The organism is Luteibacter sp. OK325 (assembly GCF_003050935.1).
In the GTDB taxonomy this organism is placed as follows: Bacteria; Pseudomonadota; Gammaproteobacteria; order Xanthomonadales; family Rhodanobacteraceae; genus Luteibacter.
On sequence record NZ_QAOX01000001.1, the window covers coordinates 397,218 to 415,151 of the forward strand.

The 17,934-nt window shown below is 62.5% G+C and carries 21 protein-coding genes; 6 read left to right on the forward strand and 15 right to left on the reverse strand.

The window, feature by feature from the left end; genetic code table 11:
* The first annotated feature begins 331 nt into the window (after positions 1-331).
* On the forward strand, positions 332-1,027 hold the full coding sequence (gene crp / locus C8J98_RS01775) for a cAMP-activated global transcriptional regulator CRP (protein WP_107910325.1): 696 nt from the start codon (positions 332-334) through the stop codon (positions 1,025-1,027).
* Between the two features lie 4 nt (positions 1,028-1,031).
* On the opposite strand, the gene C8J98_RS01780 is transcribed toward crp, so the two are convergent.
* The 7 genes from C8J98_RS01780 to C8J98_RS01810 form a co-directional block, all read right to left on the reverse strand.
* On the reverse strand, positions 1,032-1,982 hold the full coding sequence (locus C8J98_RS01780; protein ID WP_107910327.1) for a bifunctional helix-turn-helix transcriptional regulator/GNAT family N-acetyltransferase: 951 nt from the start codon (positions 1,980-1,982) through the stop codon (positions 1,032-1,034).
* 73 nt (positions 1,983-2,055) lie between these two features.
* Positions 2,056-2,763, reverse strand: a complete 708-nt coding sequence (locus C8J98_RS01785; protein ID WP_107910329.1) for a haloacid dehalogenase-like hydrolase — start codon at positions 2,761-2,763, stop codon at positions 2,056-2,058.
* Positions 2,764-2,770: 7 nt separating this feature from the next.
* Positions 2,771-3,616, reverse strand: coding sequence for an indole-3-glycerol phosphate synthase TrpC (gene trpC, locus C8J98_RS01790; protein WP_107910330.1), 846 nt, complete (start codon positions 3,614-3,616; stop codon positions 2,771-2,773).
* A gap of 46 nt (positions 3,617-3,662) precedes the next feature.
* Positions 3,663-4,694, reverse strand: a complete 1,032-nt coding sequence (gene trpD, locus C8J98_RS01795; RefSeq protein WP_107910332.1) for an anthranilate phosphoribosyltransferase — start codon at positions 4,692-4,694, stop codon at positions 3,663-3,665.
* A gap of 17 nt (positions 4,695-4,711) precedes the next feature.
* A complete protein-coding gene (locus C8J98_RS01800) occupies positions 4,712-5,308 on the reverse strand; it encodes an aminodeoxychorismate/anthranilate synthase component II (RefSeq protein WP_107911111.1) in 597 nt (198 codons plus the stop codon).
* Between the two features lie 87 nt (positions 5,309-5,395).
* The gene (locus tag C8J98_RS01805) at positions 5,396-5,878 is read right to left on the reverse strand and encodes a type II toxin-antitoxin system YhaV family toxin (RefSeq protein WP_107910334.1); all 483 of its coding nucleotides are present in this window, start codon (positions 5,876-5,878) and stop codon (positions 5,396-5,398) included.
* The gene (locus C8J98_RS01810; protein ID WP_107910336.1) at positions 5,878-6,195 is read right to left on the reverse strand and encodes a type II toxin-antitoxin system PrlF family antitoxin; all 318 of its coding nucleotides are present in this window, start codon (positions 6,193-6,195) and stop codon (positions 5,878-5,880) included. Before C8J98_RS01810 ends, C8J98_RS01805 begins: the two co-directional genes overlap by 1 nt.
* A 105-nt stretch (positions 6,196-6,300) precedes the next feature.
* Between C8J98_RS01810 and C8J98_RS01815 the strand changes: the two genes are divergently transcribed.
* A complete protein-coding gene (locus C8J98_RS01815; RefSeq protein ID WP_107910337.1) occupies positions 6,301-7,017 on the forward strand; it encodes a hypothetical protein in 717 nt (238 codons plus the stop codon).
* A gap of 72 nt (positions 7,018-7,089) precedes the next feature.
* Here the strand turns inward: C8J98_RS01815 and C8J98_RS01820 are convergent, their stop codons facing one another.
* Genes C8J98_RS01820 through C8J98_RS01830 form a run of 3 tightly spaced genes read right to left on the reverse strand, consistent with a single transcriptional unit; the run spans position 7,090 to position 9,522 of the window.
* Positions 7,090-7,641, reverse strand: a complete 552-nt coding sequence (locus C8J98_RS01820) for an isochorismatase family protein (RefSeq protein ID WP_107910339.1) — start codon at positions 7,639-7,641, stop codon at positions 7,090-7,092.
* A gap of 10 nt (positions 7,642-7,651) precedes the next feature.
* On the reverse strand, positions 7,652-9,064 hold the full coding sequence (locus C8J98_RS01825) for an MFS transporter (protein WP_107910341.1): 1,413 nt from the start codon (positions 9,062-9,064) through the stop codon (positions 7,652-7,654).
* Positions 9,061-9,522 (reverse strand): MarR family transcriptional regulator, encoded by a 462-nt coding sequence (locus C8J98_RS01830; RefSeq protein ID WP_107910343.1) that lies wholly within the window; start codon positions 9,520-9,522, stop codon positions 9,061-9,063. The genes C8J98_RS01825 and C8J98_RS01830 overlap by 4 nt, the downstream gene beginning before the upstream one ends.
* A 296-nt stretch (positions 9,523-9,818) precedes the next feature.
* On the opposite strand from C8J98_RS01830, the gene C8J98_RS01835 reads away from it, so the two are divergent.
* Both C8J98_RS01835 and C8J98_RS01840 read left to right on the forward strand, forming a co-directional pair.
* Entirely contained in the window at positions 9,819-10,526 is a 708-nt protein-coding gene (locus C8J98_RS01835) for an SDR family oxidoreductase (RefSeq protein WP_107910345.1), read from the forward strand.
* 62 nt (positions 10,527-10,588) lie between these two features.
* The gene (locus tag C8J98_RS01840) at positions 10,589-11,992 is read left to right on the forward strand and encodes an MFS transporter (protein ID WP_107910347.1); all 1,404 of its coding nucleotides are present in this window, start codon (positions 10,589-10,591) and stop codon (positions 11,990-11,992) included.
* A 3-nt stretch (positions 11,993-11,995) separates the two neighbouring features.
* On the opposite strand, the gene C8J98_RS01845 is transcribed toward C8J98_RS01840, so the two are convergent.
* Positions 11,996-12,919, reverse strand: a complete 924-nt coding sequence (locus tag C8J98_RS01845) for a LysR family transcriptional regulator (RefSeq protein WP_107910349.1) — start codon at positions 12,917-12,919, stop codon at positions 11,996-11,998.
* 250 nt (positions 12,920-13,169) lie between these two features.
* Here C8J98_RS01845 and C8J98_RS01850 point away from each other — a divergent pair, with 250 nt between their 5' ends.
* Positions 13,170-13,664 (forward strand): RidA family protein, encoded by a 495-nt coding sequence (locus C8J98_RS01850; RefSeq protein WP_199229776.1) that lies wholly within the window; start codon positions 13,170-13,172, stop codon positions 13,662-13,664.
* A 127-nt stretch (positions 13,665-13,791) separates the two neighbouring features.
* On the opposite strand, the gene C8J98_RS22445 is transcribed toward C8J98_RS01850, so the two are convergent.
* From C8J98_RS22445 to C8J98_RS01865, 4 genes are all read right to left on the reverse strand, one after another.
* The gene (locus tag C8J98_RS22445) at positions 13,792-13,923 is read right to left on the reverse strand and encodes a hypothetical protein (RefSeq protein WP_255417711.1); all 132 of its coding nucleotides are present in this window, start codon (positions 13,921-13,923) and stop codon (positions 13,792-13,794) included.
* A gap of 244 nt (positions 13,924-14,167) precedes the next feature.
* Complete coding sequence (locus C8J98_RS01855; RefSeq protein WP_107910353.1) at positions 14,168-14,560, reverse strand: hypothetical protein; 393 nt, start codon at positions 14,558-14,560, stop codon at positions 14,168-14,170.
* A gap of 121 nt (positions 14,561-14,681) precedes the next feature.
* Positions 14,682-14,951, reverse strand: a complete 270-nt coding sequence (locus C8J98_RS21875) for a hypothetical protein (protein WP_146171486.1) — start codon at positions 14,949-14,951, stop codon at positions 14,682-14,684.
* Between the two features lie 216 nt (positions 14,952-15,167).
* Entirely contained in the window at positions 15,168-16,187 is a 1,020-nt protein-coding gene (locus C8J98_RS01865) for a substrate-binding domain-containing protein (protein WP_107910357.1), read from the reverse strand.
* A 352-nt stretch (positions 16,188-16,539) separates the two neighbouring features.
* On the opposite strand from C8J98_RS01865, the gene C8J98_RS01870 reads away from it, so the two are divergent.
* Complete coding sequence (locus C8J98_RS01870) at positions 16,540-17,913, forward strand: NAD-dependent succinate-semialdehyde dehydrogenase (RefSeq protein WP_107910358.1); 1,374 nt, start codon at positions 16,540-16,542, stop codon at positions 17,911-17,913.
* Positions 17,914-17,934: the final 21 nt, after the last annotated feature.

Genomic DNA, 17,934 nt, shown 5'->3' on the forward strand with positions numbered 1-17,934 from the left:
TCTCCGAGGCCGGGGGATGATCGGCCAGCAGTAGACGCGGGTTAGCAGCTAGGGTCCCCGCAAAGATGAATGAGAACAGGCAGACCCGAAGTCTGCCTTCCCCTTATGTACGGCGTGAGACAAGGGGTCTGGCGCCGAGGGGGTGAAATTATGAGGCAAGATGGCGAAAATTTGAACAAGCCCGTCACCTTTCACGTGGAAGTGTGGATTTTGACGACCGGATGTCTGCAATAATCTGCCGGGGACATGGCGAGTCATCGACACCTGACGGAATTCCGTCGGCCAGCCGCTGAAGGGGACGCTATGCCAGTGAGACTCAACGGAATCTGCTGTGGCTCAACTTAAATATCTGTTGCAACAGGCATTCGAACGATCCCAGGCACCGTTGGGCTTCGCGCCCGATCCGGCGTCGATGGGCCGTTTTCTGGATGCTTGCCACCGCCGCCGTTACCCGGGGAAAACCGCGATCATCCGACCGGGTGATCCAGCCAACACGCTCTATTACGTGGTCGAAGGCTCGCTCGCCGTCTGCACGGAGGACGAGGAAGGCCGTGAGCTGATCCTGGCCTACATCAACCGTGGCCAGTTTATTGGCGAGATGGGCTTGTTCGTCGAACAGGCCCAGCGCGAGTCGCTCGTGCGTACCCGCACGCCCGTGGAAATGGCCGAGATCAGCTACGAGCGCCTGTTCCAGCTGCTCGAGGGCTCGCTCTCGGCCGAATGCCCCAAGCTGCTCTTCGCGATCGGCTCCCAGCTGACCCAGCGTTTGCTGCGAACCTCGCGACAGGTCAGCCGCATGGCCTTCATGGATGTGACCAACCGTGTGTCGCGCACCCTCCTGGACCTGTGCCAGGAGCCGGACGCCATGACCCACCCGGACGGTACGCAGATCCGCATATCGCGACAGGAAGTCAGCCGGATCGTCGGCTGTTCGCGGGAAATGGTCGGCCGCGTGCTCAAGCAGCTCGAGGAAGAGCGGATGATCGACGTGGCCGGCAAGACGATCGTGGTACGCGGCACCCGCTGAGCCCTCAGGGGCCCTGGTAGATCATGTAGACATCCGCCCGCTCGTAATGCGAGCCCGGGCGGATGGCTGGCTGGCGCACGAAGCCGGCCCGCTCGTACATGCCCATCGCCCGCGCCAGCTTGCTGTTCGACTCCAGGAACAGGTGGGAGCCACCGCGCTGGCGGTATTCACCGATCGCCGCGTCGAGCAGCTTGCGACCGGCACCGAGCCCGCGATAGTTCTCGTCCACGCCCATCTTGGACAACTCGTAAACACCCTCCCCTTCGCTGAGCAGGGCGCAGGTGCCGACCACCTCGCCGGCATACAGCGCGAAGAAGATCGCCCCGCCCTTCGCGATCACCAGGCCCTCGGGATCGGCGAACAGCGTCCGATCCAGATCCTCGACGTGGAAATAGCGCTCCAGCCACGCCTGGTTGAGGCGACGGAAGTGCTCGCGCAAGGCCGGTTCGAACGGAACCACCTCGACCTGCTCCTGCGATAGCGCGGCCCGCTGGACAAGGATCGCGTCGACCAGGGGCCGTTCGCCGAGCGCCTGCTCGCAACCATCGATGGCATCCAGCAGGGCCAGGCCGCGAGGACCCATGGACTCGGCCATACCCCGCCGGATCGCCAGCCACACCGGTCCAAGCGCACCCAGCGCTCGCTCGCCCGCATCGGTCAGCGCCAGCACACTGCGCCGACCGTCCTGCGGGTCGCGCTGTCGTACCACCATGCCTGCCTCGACCAACCGGTCGGCGAGCTGACTCACGGCGGAGTGCGTCTGTCCGATCGCGGTGGCCATGTCCGTCACCGTGGTCGGGCCGACATCGCGCAGGAAGCGAAGCACAGGAAACCAGCGCGACTCGATGTCCGCGCCGCAGGCCCGATAGACCTCGTCGACGGCCTGGTAGAAGTGATCGCTCAGCGCCTTGAGGCGACTGCCGAGGGCGAGCTCACGCAGGGAAGACAGGTACATCGTTAATCCGGGGACGGGGACGGATAGCGAGGCTAGCGGCGGCAGGAGGGCCCACGCAAGCGGCGGCGCGGCACTAGTACCAGTACAGCACTTCGAGCTTGTCGCCGAGGACGCGTCCGGCCTTCTTCCCGACCTTAACGCTCGGGTTGATCAGCTTCGCCTCGTCGGCGGCGCGCAACATGGGCAGATCGGACAGGGAGTCGCTGTAGGCCACGGCCCAGGGTCTGGCGATACCGGCACGGTCGAGCGTGGTGACCTTTACGCCGTCCACGTTGTGCCGGGTGAAATGCACGCCGAAAAGGCCACCCCGGGTCTGCGAAGCGATCAGCTCGTAGCCCGTGAGGCTCACCTCGTCGAGGATCGCCTCGACCATGGTGAGGTCGTTACCACTGATGATGATCACCCGGTCGCCGGCATCCACGTGACGACGCAGGGTGGCCACGGCATCGCGCAGAAACACCCCGGGCCGCCGCGCATACGTGCGCGCATACGCCGCCACCTGGCGCCGATAGGTCGCTTCGCGACGACCGAACGTCACCACGCGGAGGAAAACGCGCCCAAGCAGCCGATTGCCGGCGACCGTGCCGATCAGCAACGGGATGAACGGCAACAGGGGGAGCGCCAGCAGCACACGCCAGCGGCCGACGCCGGAAAGACGCTCACGGAAAAACAGTTCGAGTGTCTGGTGACGGACAATGACACCGTCGAAGTCGAACAAGACGACGCGTCGTGCGTCACCGGCAGTGTCATCGACGACTGCCGTTTCGATCCCCTGATTCATTCGGTTTCTAGTGCTTGTGCGGATGGCTGTGCGGGGGCGTGCCGAACAGCTTGCGCAGCTCGGCGCCAGGATCGGCGGCACGCATGAACGCCTCGCCGACGAGGAAGCAGTCGATGCCCTTGTCGCGCAGAACCTTCACGTCTTCGGGGGTGTGGATGCCGGATTCGGCCACGAGGGTGCCGTCGCCGACGCGATCCTTCAGGCGCAGAGACGTACCGAGCGAGGTTTCGAAGGTGCGCAGGTTGCGATTGTTCGCGCCGATCAGCGGCACCGGAAGGTCCAGTGCGATTTCCAGCTCGTCTTCATTGTGTACTTCGACGAGCACGTCGAGATCGAGCTCCGCCGCCAGCATGGAGAGTTCCAGCAGCGCCTTGTCGTCATAGATGACGTCGCCACCTTCCTTGCTGGCAAAGGCCGCCACGATCAGCAGGATGCAGTCGGCACCGATCACACGGGCCTCGTACACCTGGTATTCGTCGACGATGAAATCCTTGCGCAGGATCGGCAGTGAACAGGCCTCGCGCGCCTCGCGCACGTAGTCTTCATGGCCCTGGAAGAAGTCGGCATCGGTCAGCACGGAGAGGCATGTCGCGCCGCCCCGCTCGTAGCTGCGCGCGATCTCAGCCGGATTGAAGTCGGCACGGATCAGGCCCTTGCTGGGGCTGGCCTTCTTGATCTCGGCGATGACCGCCGGGTTGCCGTCATGCAGCTTGGCGTCGATCGCCGCGACGAAGCCCCGCGTGGCTTCCAGGTCCGCCACGCGAGCAGCAAGGTCGTCCAACGACACCTTGCGCTTACGCTCGGCAACTTCTTCTGCCTTGCGGTGGAGGATGCGATGGAGAATGTCGGGCATCGAAGCGCTTCCTAGGGTAAGGACGGGGTGGGGAGCCCCGACGATATCAGGCGCCGAGCCGCTGCGTAGCGGCCACGAACGCGTTCATTTTTACACGAGCGGCGCCACTTGCGATGGTTGACCGCGCCAGATCGATGCCTGCCTGGATGGAAGGCGCTACATCGGCGGCATAAAGTGCCGCGCCCGCATTCAGGCAGACGATGTCGTGCGGCACACCCGGGACACCGGAAATCGCGTCCAGAAGCATGGCTTTCGACTCATTCGCGTCTTCCACGCGAAGGTTGCGGCTGGAGGCCATGGAAAGTCCGAAATCCTCAGGCTCCACCTCATATTCACGCACGATGCCGTCGCGCAGTTCGCCCACCAGGGTGGCAGCACCCAGCGAAATCTCGTCCATGCCGTCACGTCCCCACACGACCAGGGCGTGTTTGGCCCCCAGCGCCTGCAGGGCGCGCACCTGGATGCCGACGAGATCGGGATGGAACACGCCCATGAGGATGTTCGGCGCGCCGGCCGGATTGGTCAGCGGGCCGAGGATATTGAAAAGGGTACGCACACCCATTTCCTTGCGCACCGGTGCGACAACCTTCATGGCCGGGTGATGGTTGGGGGCGAACATGAAGCCGATGTCGGTTTCGTCCATGCACACGGCCACCTGGGCCGGCAGCAGGTCGATACGCGCACCGAGTGCTTCCAGCACGTCCGCGCTGCCCGACTTCGACGACACGCTGCGCCCGCCGTGCTTGGCGACGCGGGCGCCCGCGGCCGCGGCGACGAACATCGACGCCGTGGAGATATTGAACGAAGACGCGCCATCACCACCGGTACCCACGATATCGATGAAGTGGGGATGCGGACCGGCATCCACCCTGGCGGAAAGATCGCGCATGACACGCGCGGCGCCGGTGATCTCGCCGACGGTTTCCTTCTTTACGCGCAGGCCGGTGAGGATCGCCGCCGTCATCAGCGGGCTCACATCGCCACGCATGATCTGGTGCATCAGCTCGATCATCTCGTCGTGGAAGATCTCGCGGTGCTCGATCGTGCGCTGCAGCGCCTCGGAGGGAGTCATCGGCATGGAGCGGGGATCCTTTCTTACGCGGCGAGCGGCAACGGCATGCCGAGGAAGTTACGCAGCAGGTCATGACCGTGCTGGGTCAGGATCGATTCCGGATGGAACTGCACGCCTTCGATATCCAGGGTGCGATGGCGCAGACCCATGATCTCGTCGAGCGAGCCGTCTTCGCGTTCCGTCCAGGCGGTGACTTCGAGACAGTCCGGCACCGAGTGCTTCTCCACCACCAGCGAGTGGTAGCGCGTGGCTTCGAACGGGTTCGGCAGGCCGGCAAATACGCCCTGCCCGCGATGCTTCACCGGGGAGGTCTTCCCGTGCATGATCTCGCGCGCCCGGATCACGTTGCCGCCGAACACCTGGCCGATGGCCTGGTGCCCGAGGCAGACGCCGAAGATCGGCAGCTCGCCCGCCATCTCGCGGAGGATGTCGATGGACACACCCGAATCGTCCGGCGTGCCCGGTCCCGGCGAAATCATGATGCGTGAAGGTGCCATGGCGCGGATATCCGCGACGGTGAGGGCGTCGTTACGCACCACCTTGACCTCCTGACCCAGCTCGCCCAGGTACTGGACGAGGTTGAAGGTGAAGCTGTCGTAGTTGTCGATCATCAGAAGCAAGGTGATACCCATGCTTTGGAATAGGGGGAGACCGCCATTATCCACGAAGCCGGGTGGGGCGGCACAGGACAGGCGCCTGCTTCAGCCTTATCCCTCAGGGCGGTCGTTTACGCGGTGCGGCCCCTTCCAGCCTGTGGCGCTCTCGGAAACGAGGGCATCCCAGTCCGTCGGTGGGTTACCCCGACCCAGCATCTTCGTAAAAACTGCGTACGCATCCGACCGAGATCCGGAAGATCGCAAGGTTCCCTCATCATTGACCCACGCGTAGACGATGACCCGGGAGCGCGAATCGAAGCGGAAGAACACGCGGAACCTTCGTCCAAGCTTCGCCCGACGCCAGTGGCGATGTGCCGTGCCAAGCGTGTTTCCCTGGCGGTACTCCTCTCGAGACGGATCGCCTGGAACCGCATGCAGAAGAAGGTGACTCAGTGCGCGAAAGAGCCGCACGTTCGCATTACCCTCGAACCCCGCTGGATCCTGTCGCTCCGCTCTCAGGGCCGCGGAATGAAGCCGCGAAAGCTGCTCGACGATGCACTCGTGGAACAGCAACGTCCAGCCATCGACCTGCATCAGAGCTCCACGTCGCCTTCAAATTCATCAGGGATATCCGCAACGCGTCCTGCGCTTTCGAGCATGGCGCGAGCGAGATCATCCGGAAGGCTACCGACGTGGCGTCCGTGACGTATGTCGGCCTCCAACACATCGAGGAAGGAGCCGATGGCAGGGTCATCGTGAGCCAATGCCGCAGAAGTGACGATGACTTCGCCGTCGCGAACTTCGAACACCACTCTCCCACCCGTTTCGACGCCCAGGATCTGGCGCACCGCCTTGGGCAAGGTGATCTGCCCCTTGGACGTGAGGGTGGCGATTTCCTGGATGCTCGGCATGACCACTCTCCTCGGTACGGATACCCAAAGTAAGGAATATTCCTTACAATTGCAAGCGGACGGTATTTCACGCCACGCTCTCTGGCGCTTCCCAAGGATGCCCTCATGCGCAACCTCGACTTCAGCTCCTGGCAAGGCCTCCTTTCCACCCTCTTCGGATTGGCGGTCATCACCCTCATCGGCGTAGGCATTCGGCTGCTCGCCATGCAGACGATCCAGCAGCGGCGCGAGCGGGAGAACCGGCAGATCAACGAGCGACTGCGCACATTGATTGCGGCTTACAAGACGCTCGGCGGCTCCTTCACTGGCAACCTGTCAGTCGATCCCACGCATCTGCGAGACCTGCACCGAATGGACACTGGGCAGACTGCCGTCGATGTCGCAGCGTCATCAGGCAACGAACGAGCGCGGCGCGTGCGTGACGCGGTAGAGGCCGCGCTGTCGGACATCATCCTGCTGGGCACTGAGAAGCAGGTGGAGTTGGCGGCAAGGGCCGCGACCGAGCTGGCCGAAGGCAGGCCCACGCATACCGCCGAGCTCGTGGTCGCGCTACGCGACTTCATTCGTAGCGTGCTGGACCTCGACGCGATCCCGGCAAGCGTGGCGATTCCCAAGCAGGGCCCGACCCGCCCCTCCAGTGGTTCAGGCGGAAAGTCGCGCGCCGAAGGTGGCAAGGGCGATGGCCGTGAGGGTGGTGGCGGAAAGGCCGGCGGTGGAGGCGGCATGGGCGGCGGAGGCATGGGCGCCGGCATGGCCGGCGGCGCTGCAGCCGGCGCGGGCGTCGGCCTCACGGCCGATGACGAGCACGGTCACCACACCTAGGAACGACACCCCGTCGCCCTGTCGAGACGGGCTCAGCGCCAATCTCGACAGGGCGGCGGAGGAAGGCTGGTCTCAGCCGATGGCCTTGAGCAACTCGGCCGTGGTCGTCGTCTCAGCCAGACGCGGGAAGATCGTGTTGACGCTGTTGTCGTGGGCGCTAGCGACCATGTCCGTCATCGCGTCAGGCACGATCACGACGTTATACCCAAGCTCACTGGCGAAGCGCGCCGTGGATTCGACACCAATGCTGGTGGCGATACCGACGATCACCACCTGCTCGATGCCCTTGCCGCGCAGCCAGCTGTCGAGATCCGTCCCGTGGAAGGCACCCCAGCGCTTCTTCTCGATGATGTGATCGGACGGCGCCCGCTCGATCTCGGGAATGAATTCCGCGAAGGACGGGTCAGACGGGAAGGCGCGCGCGCCCGCATCCGTGCGGCCCGGCGCGGCACCCGTGACATGAACGAGCACGACCGGGCGACCCGATGCGCGGAACGCGCGGGCGAGTGAAGCGGAACGCGCGACGATATCCGCGGCGTTGTGCGCGGTCGGCAGCGCAACGATACCCTTCTGAAGGTCGACAACGATCAGGGCGGCATTGGCGTCGAGTTGGCTAAGCGGCATGGAGAATTCCTCAGGGACGTGGGTGGGAAGAAGGGATCGCGACCGGCAAGGTGCGATCGAAAACAGTGGCGATAAGCAGGAAGGCGCAGGCACAGCCCATGACGATGGCGAGGGTGTGCAGGCCGTGGTCAGTCGCGTGGTGGCCGTACGCCATGCCGAGCAGACTCGTCGCCGCGATCGCACCGATGTAGCTCGCCGTGCGTTGCAGCCCTGAAGCCGCGCCTAGCTGCTCCGCCGGCGCCTGCATGTAGACGGCAGCCTGCGTCGCGGTGGACATCAAACCTTGCGGAAGGCCGAACAAAGTGACCGCGGCCGCCATGATCCAAAGCGGCGAACTTGCGTGCAGGAAGAACAATGCGACGCAACCAGCAAGCGCCGCAGCGAAGCCGAGCAGGAAGGGGCCGCGCAAACCCTGCGTGCGCGCTCCCGCCAGCGAAGCCACGCCGGCAACGATCGACATCGGTAGCGTGGCGAGCCCGGCTTCCGCCGCTGAATAGCCGCCCGCACCTTCCACCCATTGCGCGAAACCGTAGAAAACACAGTAGATAACGGTGAAGATCGCCGCCGCACGCAGATAAGTCACGGTGAGCGGCACGTGCCGCGCTAACATCCGCAGGTCGATGAATGGCTCGCGGCGACGCAGCGAATGCCACGTCAATGCACCACCCAGCGCAGCGGCAACAGGCAGCGCCAGCCAGCGCGGATGCTCCATGTCCATCAGGAACACCATCGTCGCCAGCAGCACCCCCGCGAAAAGAGCGATGCCGGCGACATCCAGCTCGGCGAACAACGAACGGCGCGCATGGTCGCGCGGAGGATCAGCCGGAACCCAGGCAAGCACGGTGACCAGCGTAAACAGTGCAAGCGGAATATTCACCGTGAAAATCGCGTGCCAACCGAATGCCCCGGTCAGCAAGCCGCCAAGCAAAGGGCCAATAGCGGTGGTCGCAATGCCTGTCAACGAAAGCACACCCATCGCAACGCGCGGTGGCGCGGCGCCGGTGAGGTCTGCGCGTTCTCGAAACAGACGCATCGCCGAGGGATAGGCCCCCGAGGTGCCTACGCCGAGTAACACGCGTACGGCGACCAACCAGTTGAGCGAAGGCGCCCAACGACCTGCTACGCCAGCGACCATCACCAGCAACAGCGACACCAGATACACGCGGCGCGCACCGAGCAGATCCGCCAGACGTCCCATGGTCGGTTGCGCCACCGCACTGGTGAGGTACAGCCCGGCGATCAGCCAACCCGTCTCGGCTACCGTGGCGTGGAAGTCGTTGGCGATCGGCAGCAGCGCCGTCGCGATCATGGTCGAGTTGACGGGGTTCAGGCACGAGCCCATCGCCAGCGGCAACACGAAGCGCCATCCGAAGGGGTGGTCGATGGACGCGGCCGACGCAGTACGGTCGGCGAGGGATCTCACGCAGGATCCCGAGACGTCGAATCGGCGAGGCGGCGAATCACCGCGGCGGCGACGAGCAGGTCGCGTTGCTCGTCGTCGGTCAGGGTGGCGACGGCACCGGCCAGCCACGTCCGCTTCGCGGCACGGACACGGCGACGTGCCTCAACGCCGGCGGCCGTTAGTGCAAAGAGGAACTGACGCCCGTCGGTCGGATGAGGCCGGCGCTCGACGAGGCCCTCTTCCTCCAGGACGGACAAGGTCACACCCATGGACTGCGGCTTCACCAACTCGGCGCGGGCCATGTCGGCAATGGAACTGGGTCCACCCTCTTCCAGGCGGATCAGCACGGCCATCTGCGACCAGCTCAGCTCCTGGTTGTTGGACTCGGCACGCAGGCGACGTACGAGCTGCCCGCAAGCGGCAAGAAGGTCGGAAGCGGCGGCGTCGACGCCGGGGAACACAGAGGATTGCTTGGCCATCCCTTTACGCTATGGCCGCACACCGTAACTTACAAGGCAAACTTGCAAGTTTTCCTTCGAACGTTCCTACGACACCCGAAGGCCCAGCAGGGAGCTGACTATTTTCGTGCGCGTAGTTCCGGCATGGCCTCACCGTAGGCTTTCTGGAAGCCTGTCCGACGAGGAAAATTGTCGATTCGACAACACTGAAATGCAAACCGACCTGATTGTCGGCGGCACCCGCTCGACCCATCTTGAACGCCATCCAGCCGTTCATTTCTCTCTTCTACGTCTCACGACCCAACTCGGAGAACATCATGGGTGCATTACAGAAAGTTGTCGTTGTTACCGGTGCATCGCAGGGCATCGGCGCTGAAATCGTCAAGGCCTTTCGCAAGCTCGACTACCGCGTCGTCGCGACCTCGCGCTCGATCACACCGTCCGCGGACCCGAACATCCTGACGGTCGCTGGCGACATCGGTGACCCGGCCACCGCGCAGCGCGTTATCTCGGAAGCCGTCGCGCATTTTGGGCGCGTCGATACCCTGGTGAACAATGCTGGCATCTACATCGGCAAGCCTTTCACCGAGAACACGCTCGAAGACTACAACTCAGTCATGAACGTCAATATGGCGGGCTTCTTTCATATCACCAAGCTCGCCGTCGCAGAGATGGAGAAGCATGCGAGTGGCCACGTCGTGACCGTTACCGCCAGCATTGAGAACGGCATCAGCGGTGCGAGCATGGCGCTGGCGGCGCTGACCAAAGGTGGATTGAACGCTGCCACGCGCGCACTGGCGATCGAATACGCCGGAAAAGGCATCCGCGTGAATGCCGTCGCACCGGGCGTCACCAAGACACCCATGCATGCCGAGGAATACCACGAGATGCTCGGCGGCTTCCATCCGCTGGGTCGCATGGGTGAGGCAAGCGAGGTCGCCGATGCCATCGTGTTCCTGGACTCGGCCGGATTCGTCACTGGCGAGATCCTGCACGTCGACGGCGGACAGAGCGCCGGCCGATGAAAAACGCCTGTGAAGCCCTTCGCCTGAATGGCGACGGGCTTCCACGCTTCCGGTGAAACATCATGTACATCTCATCAGACCCTGCAACACCGCGGGCCTCGCTGGCTGTCCTGCTTGCCACCAGCTTCGCTTTCGTCATCGTCCAGCTGGACGTCACCATCGTCAACGTCGCGCTACCGCGCGTAGGTGCGGAGTTGGGCGCCCCGGTAAGCACGCTGGAGTGGGTCATCGACGCCTATACGGTGGGCTTCGCCGCCTTTCTGCTCTCGGCAGGCGTGATTGGCGACAAGTTCGGCTCCAAAAGGGCGTTCATGAGCGGCTTTTCGCTGTTCGCGCTCGCCTCCATCGCCTGCGCAGCAGCCCCTTCGGCGATGGCGCTCAACATAGCGCGGGCGGTACAAGGCGTGGGTGCGGCGTTGCTCGTGCCCAGTTCACTGGCCATTCTCAACGCCACCTACGCACATGATAAGAACCTCCTGGCCAAAGCGGTCGGGTGGTGGACTGCAGCCGGTGGTATCTCCATCGCGGCCGGCCCGGTGATCGGCGGCATGCTGTTGTCGCTCGCCGGTTGGCGCAGCATCTTCTGGGTCAACGTGCCGATCTGCGTGCTCGGCTTCGCACTGACGTACTACGTTGTGCCACCCATGGTGCGCACGGCACGGCCGCGCCACTTCGACATTCCGGGCCAGTTACTGTCCGTGCTCGCGCTGATCGGTTTCGTCGCTGCGGTGATCGAGGTGCACGCACTGGGCTTTTCCAGCCCGGCGGTTCGGGGCGGATTTGCTCTTGCGCTCGTCGCCGGCACCGCCTTCCTGATCGTCGAAGGCCGCGTTCGGGCGCCGATGCTGCCGCTGACCCTGTTCCGCAGCATGCGCTTTTCGGGTGCCGTGATGTTCGGCGTATTGGCCAACTTCACCTATTACGGCGTGATCTTCATACTCAGCTTCTACCTGCAGATCGTGCGCGGCTTTAGCGTAGTCGAGACCGGACTGATCTTCCTGCCCCTCACCGGCACGGCTTTCTTCTCGAACATCGCCGTCGGCCGCCTGTCGGCGCGCTTTGGCTTGCGCGCGCTCATGGTGGGCGGCGGCCTGGTTGGCTGCTCCGGCTACACACTGCTCGGCCTGTTCGGCATCTCGGGTCATGCGACCTTCCTCGACATGCTACCGGGCCTGGCGCTGGTCCCGCTCGGCATGGGTTTTGCGGTGCCTGCCATGACGACGTCGATCCTTTCCGGTGTCGAACGCCAGCAGGCGGGTACGGCGTCGGCCGTGCTGAACACCGCTCGCCAAGTGGGCGGCGCGACTGGCGTGGCTATCTTTGGCGCCGTTGTGGCCAGCGGTGCCGGCGCATCTGTCATGAGTGGCGTGCGAGGCGCCATGCTCATGTCTGCCGCGCTCTTGCTGGTCGCCGTCGCCATCGCGCTCTGGAGTCGGGCTGGGACGGCGACACAGCCCGGTCAGTAGATGTCACACGTTGTCCCAGTACGGAGGCGATCCAATCGCGTTGACGAGGAAAGCGGATACCTCGCGCACCCTTTGCGATCGAAGCCGGTTCTCCGGCGAGAGAATCTGAATGTAGAGCTCGTCGGCATACGCGGAGATATTCCAGTCCGGCAATAAGCTGATGAGCTTCCCCTGTTTAAAGCTCGCTGGATCGAAGAGCCAGGTCGGAAAAAGCACGATGCCGCGGCCGGCCATGGCGGCGGCAATCAGCACCTCGGAGTTATTGCTACGCAGGGAGCCACTTACATCCACCGGCTGGAAGGCATCCTTGGCCGAACGCCGAAAATTCCAACGCTGTGATTCCTGAGGACCCTTGAGCACGAGGCAATTGTGTTGCAACAGATCGTCCGGTACCTGTGGCGCTCCACGCAACGCGAGGTATTCAGGACTCGCCGCGAGGACGTATCGATGCGTACTCACCACCTTCCCTATCAAGCCCGAATCCACCAGCCGCCCTACCCGAACGGTGATATCCGCTGCTTCCTGCACCGGGTCGATGAAGGTGTTCGTCAGAGTAAGCTCTACCAAAAGTTCGGGATATCGTTCCTGCAGTTTGTTGACGAGGTTGGCTATATGCAACCGGCCAAGCGTTATCGGCGCATTGATCCGTACCAATCCCCGGACGCCGCCGCCGTTATCGGCAAGCTGACCTGCTGCGTCATCGAGGAGTGCAATGGCCTCCCGCACCTGTAGGGCGTAACGCTCCCCCTGTTCGGTAAGCCGGACAGCACGTGTACTCCGGTAAAAGAGCTGTTGACCCAGTTCCTCTTCAAGGGAAGCGATCGCGCGAGACACCGACGACGCAGGGACTTCAAAGCGCCGGGCAGTCGCGAGAAAGCTACCCGTCGCTGAGACCATTAGAAAGTAACGTAAGGCCTGGACGTTCATGGTTGCCTTATGGCGCTATTGATCGATAGCCCTGCCTCGGCTTTAGAAAATATAACAGATCGCCTTGGTACGGCCTTTGCCCCCTCTCGCCTGTCAACGCGAGGGGATCACGCGTCTCACGCCCGGTGCCGCCACCACGGCAAGTCGCTCCAAGCCGAAAGCAAGGCCGCATTGGTATGCTCGGAAAAGGGCGACTCGAAGACCGTTCGTCGCGAGGTGCCTGCCACGAATAAAGCGGGATAAAATGAAAATGAGCATCAACACCGACCTGATGACTGCGGAACAAAGGCTCTCGGCGTCGGGCGTCGAACTCCCGCCCCCTCCCTCGCCGTTCGGCTCCTATGTAGAGGCCGTGCGTAGCAATAGCCTTGTGTACTTCAGCGGCATGGTTCCCGTGTGGGGACATGAGCCGCGGGTTCGCGGTCGTATCGGTGCGGACCTGACGACGGAACAGGGTAAGGAAGCCGCAGAGCAGGCCATGCTTAGTGGCTTAGCCGCCGCTCGCGAATTCTTGGGATCGCTCGATCATGTCACCCGCGTCGTCAAACTGTGCGTTTACATGTTGGCTACCCCGGACTTCGTTGATCACCCAAAAGTGGCTGACGGAGCATCGGACCTTCTGCAGAGAATATTCGGCAAGGAGATGCTTCCGGTCCGACTGGTTGCCGGGCTCGCCAGTTCGCCTCTCGGTATGCCGGTTGTGGTTGAGTTTGTACTTGAAGCGCCTCAGCCCGGCGACTCTTAGCGAAACGAGGCGCGACACCACGCCGTGTCGGCTGTAAGGGTCGTTTGCGTGGCCGATCTGAGGCCATTGCAACAAGTCGAATACACTGTCCGACAAATTATTTGCGAATTCGGCGTCAAACTATCGGTCACTGGATACCGGCCCAGGAAACCCTGGAGACGTCAAGTACGGTGGTGCCCTGAGATTGCGTCACCGAAGTGTGGAATTCGACGGGTAGCTGCGGCAGCTTCAGGCCAAGCGTCATATGCAGGCCATCCATGCTTATCGTCATTCGAAATAGACCTCGTCTACCTCAACCTCAAGCAGCTCGAATCCATCGGGGTGGTCGCGGAATCGCCCAAGCAGAACCGCTCTATCGATCGCGGCCTGAGCCTTCTCAGCCGTCGAATACCAGCCGATCCACTTTGTATCGAACACATCGTCGAAGAGGAACCGCCGATGGCGAGCCCGACATCGCCATACTCCGGACCGAGAATCCGGAGAACTCAGCGGCGCCGCATCACTCACGCGCCCATACGGTCGGCGGCTTCCACGAACTTGCCGAGCACTTCCTCATCAACGGTAAAGGGTGAAAGCAGGTTCGTTGCGACCTCACATTTCTCCGAATAGTCGAGCTTTTGCCAACGTGAAGAGTTTGCGGCCCGGTCCAGAGCAACGCGCCACTCTCTGCGATCCTCATCTATTGCGAGCCATTTGTCCCAGCTGTCAGGACTAAGTCCTGCAGGCAAATTCGCCGAACGTATAGCTGCTACAACATTGCGATGGATATCGGCCAACCGCGGACTACCGGAGACGTAGGAGTCGTACGGAGTCGTGCAGTAACGTGATTCCATCAACCCCTTGTGCAGAGCAAGAAGGTCATCGATGTCCGAAAGGGTAATCGCCTTAGTGGTCATTTTCTCTTACCGTGAGATCTGCTTGTCTACCATCTCCAATGGCGCCTTGATGGACCAATTCATTTGCCTGAGTATCTGGTCTGAACCCGGCTCCCGTCTTCATCTCGACTTCGACGACGTGCTAGCCCTTCGATCCACCTTGACCCATGAACAGGGCATTATTCGCGTCTTTCGCCGCAATTTTATCAGTAGTGAGAAAGACCCGTCCGGCCGCATCAGGCTTGATTACTCCGGATGCCTGGATCTCAGCAGCTCCTGCTGCATCTGTATAGTGGAGCAGGGTTCCCGAGCTTTGGACGACGTCCTCGGCTACCTCAGCAACACCGTTCGCTGCATTGCCCGCTTCCTCACCTTTTCCCAGGGTTGCGATGCTTACGGCAGCCATGGCCATGTTGCCAGCACCTGCGCTTGCACCCTTGTCAGCCACCTGACTGACTGACTCGGCCCCAGGTATTTCCAAGCGACTCCGGCGAATGCCCACCCCGGCGATCCGTTCGTCGGATGGCGGAACAAGACCTGGTGATGCTCGACATCGCGAACGTAACGGCTCGCGAGAAATTCAGATCGCACACATGAGCGCAACGTCGATCACTTGCGGCGCTGGAATTTACATCCCTGAGCGGTGCGGACCGTCCGATGCACGTACGATCAGCTGCGGGAGCCAAACTTCCTGGAGTTCGCGGGAGGACTTGCCTGACAGTCGTTCGAGTAGCATTTCGGCCATGCGTTTGCCTGCATGCTGTGTATCGGCTGAGAACGTCGTAAGCGCTGGCTGTACATAGCTGCCGAAGGGATGGTTGTCCGCGCCGATGACGCCGACATCCAGACCCGGCGTCCTGCCCGTTTCCGCGATGGCGCGCATGGCGCCCATCGCGATGAAGTCGTGGCCACACACGATGGCCGTCGGCGGATCGGGAAGCTCGAGCAAGCGGCGGGCGGCGCGGGCACCGTCTTCTTCTGCCATGGCTGCCTCGACGCAGAGCGTTTCGTCGTAGGCGATGCCGGCGGCGTGTAACGCTTCCTTATATCCCTCATGTTCGAAGTGGCTGAGCATCAGATACTCGGGCGTATGGATGAGCGCGATCCGGCGGTGCCCGAGGGTGATGAAGCGCGCGCAACCTGCACGTCCCACGACGAAGCGGTCGATATCGACATAGGGATAGTCGTCCGAGGTCTGGCTTCTGCCGAAGGTGACGAAGGGGACGTCGTGTTCCAGCAGGTATGCGATCCGCTCATCGTGCCGCCGCGTGCGCCCGAACAGAAGCCCGTCGATACGCTGTTTACTGATAAGTCGCTTGAAGACGTCGAGTTCCGTTTCGACGCTCCGCGCCGACGCGATGATGACCTGGTAGCCGCCGGCGTCCATCGCATCGTTCACGCCGACCAGCATGTCCAGGAAAAAGGGGTGCGCGAACGACAGCTGGGGCGATGAAATGACGAAGGCCACGGTGTCGCTGGATTGCCGACGAAGGCGTCGGGCCGTGGGGTCCGGCGAGAAGCTGTGCTGTTCCGCTGCCTTCAGGACCCGCTGGCGAGTTGCTGGGCTGACGTCTTCCCGGCCGTTGAGCGCCTTCGAGACCGTGCTCACGGATAACCCGAGGGTGGCGGCAAATTCCTGAATATTCATTCCGGTTCTTTAGTCCGTGGAGAGCGTCGAAAACGATTGCGGCGGCAAGTATCCCCTAGCGCTGGAAGACATTCTAAGGGTGCTTCTGATGATACCGAAAGCGATATCGATCAATTCGTGATCAGCCCTTGAATCTTAGCCATACACCTAGATATATTGACCGAAATCGATTTCGGTCCATCCTTCAGAGGCCACGATGAAGACCATGTCTGTTGTTCAGGTTTCCAGGACTGGCGGCCCGGCACGGCGGCGGCCTGTGACCGGATGAAGAGTGGTGGTGCCCGCTTCCGCGGTGTCCTGAGGCCCGGTGGATAAACGATTCGCTTCAACTTTCAAGACTGAGGAGAAAACCATGAGCTTTCGTACGACCAATCCAACCACAGGTGAATTCGTCAAGGATTTCCCGTTCCAGACCAATGAAGAGATCTTCGCCGCCCTGACCACTGCCGATAAGCGCTATCGCGAGGACTGGCGGCATCGTCCCGTGGCCGAACGCGCCAGGGTGTTGAGCCGTGCCGCGAAGATACTGCGCGAGAAACGCGACGAGTACCAGAAGCTCCTCACGCTCGAGATGGGCAAGGTAACTCGCTTCGGTTATTTCGAAGTCGACCTGACAGCGGACATCCTCGATTACTACGCCAATAACGCCGAGAAATTCCTGGCCGCACAGGCGTTGCCCGATGTGCCGGGCGCGACCGTGGTCGCTGAACCCATCGGCGTCATCCTCGCCATCGAACCGTGGAACTTCCCCTACTACCAACTGGTCCGCGTCGCCGCACCGCAGATCGTTGCCGGCAACGTCGTGATGCTGAAGCAAGCCGAGAACGTACCGCAGTGCGCGCTCGCCTTTGCCAGCTTGTTCGAAGAGGCGGGTGCACCGGAAGGCGTCTACACCAACCTCTTTTGCAGCGTGGAACAGATCGGTGGCCTGATCGACGATTTCCGCGTGCGTGGCGTGACGCTGACCGGCAGCGAACGGGCAGGTACGTCCGTCGGCGAGCGCGCCGGCCGCAACCTCAAGAAGGCGATCCTCGAGCTCGGCAGCAGTGACCCGGCGCTGATCCTGGAAGGCGCGCCGCTCGAGCACGCCATCGAGCAGGTCGTCATGGGCCGTACGTACAACTCGGGCCAGGGCTGCGTGAACATCAAGCGTGTCATCGTCGTCGGCAAGGCGCGTGGCGCCACGATGCTGGCTGCCCTGAACGAGCGCTTCGCCGCCATCAAGGTAGGCGATCCTACCGATCCGGATACCGTGCTCGGCCCCATCGTCAGCGAGCGCGCGCTGGAAGGTCTACTCAAGCAGATCGACGACGCCAGGGCGGCCGGCGCGCGCGTGGTCCAGGGCGGTTCGAGGGTCAACCGGCCGGGATTTTTCCTCGAGCCAACGATCATCACGGATATTTCTCCCGAGAACCCACTCTTCCAGCAAGAAGCGTTCGGCCCCGTGCTGTCGTTCTATGTCGTCGATACCGAGGAAGAGGCCATCGAGCTGGCCAACGCCACGAAATTCGGCCTGAGCGGCTACGTCTTCGACGCCGATATCAAGCATGCCAAGGAGGTGGCTGCGCGTATCGAATCCGGCATGGTCTACATCAACACCTGCTTCATCGACGCTCCGGAGACGCCGTTTGGTGGCGTCAAGAATTCCGGGTTCGGCCGTGAACTGTCGGAGCTCGGCATCGGCGAGTTCATCAACCGCAAGCTAATCAAGGTTACAGAGGTCTAACATGACGCATGAACGAAAAGG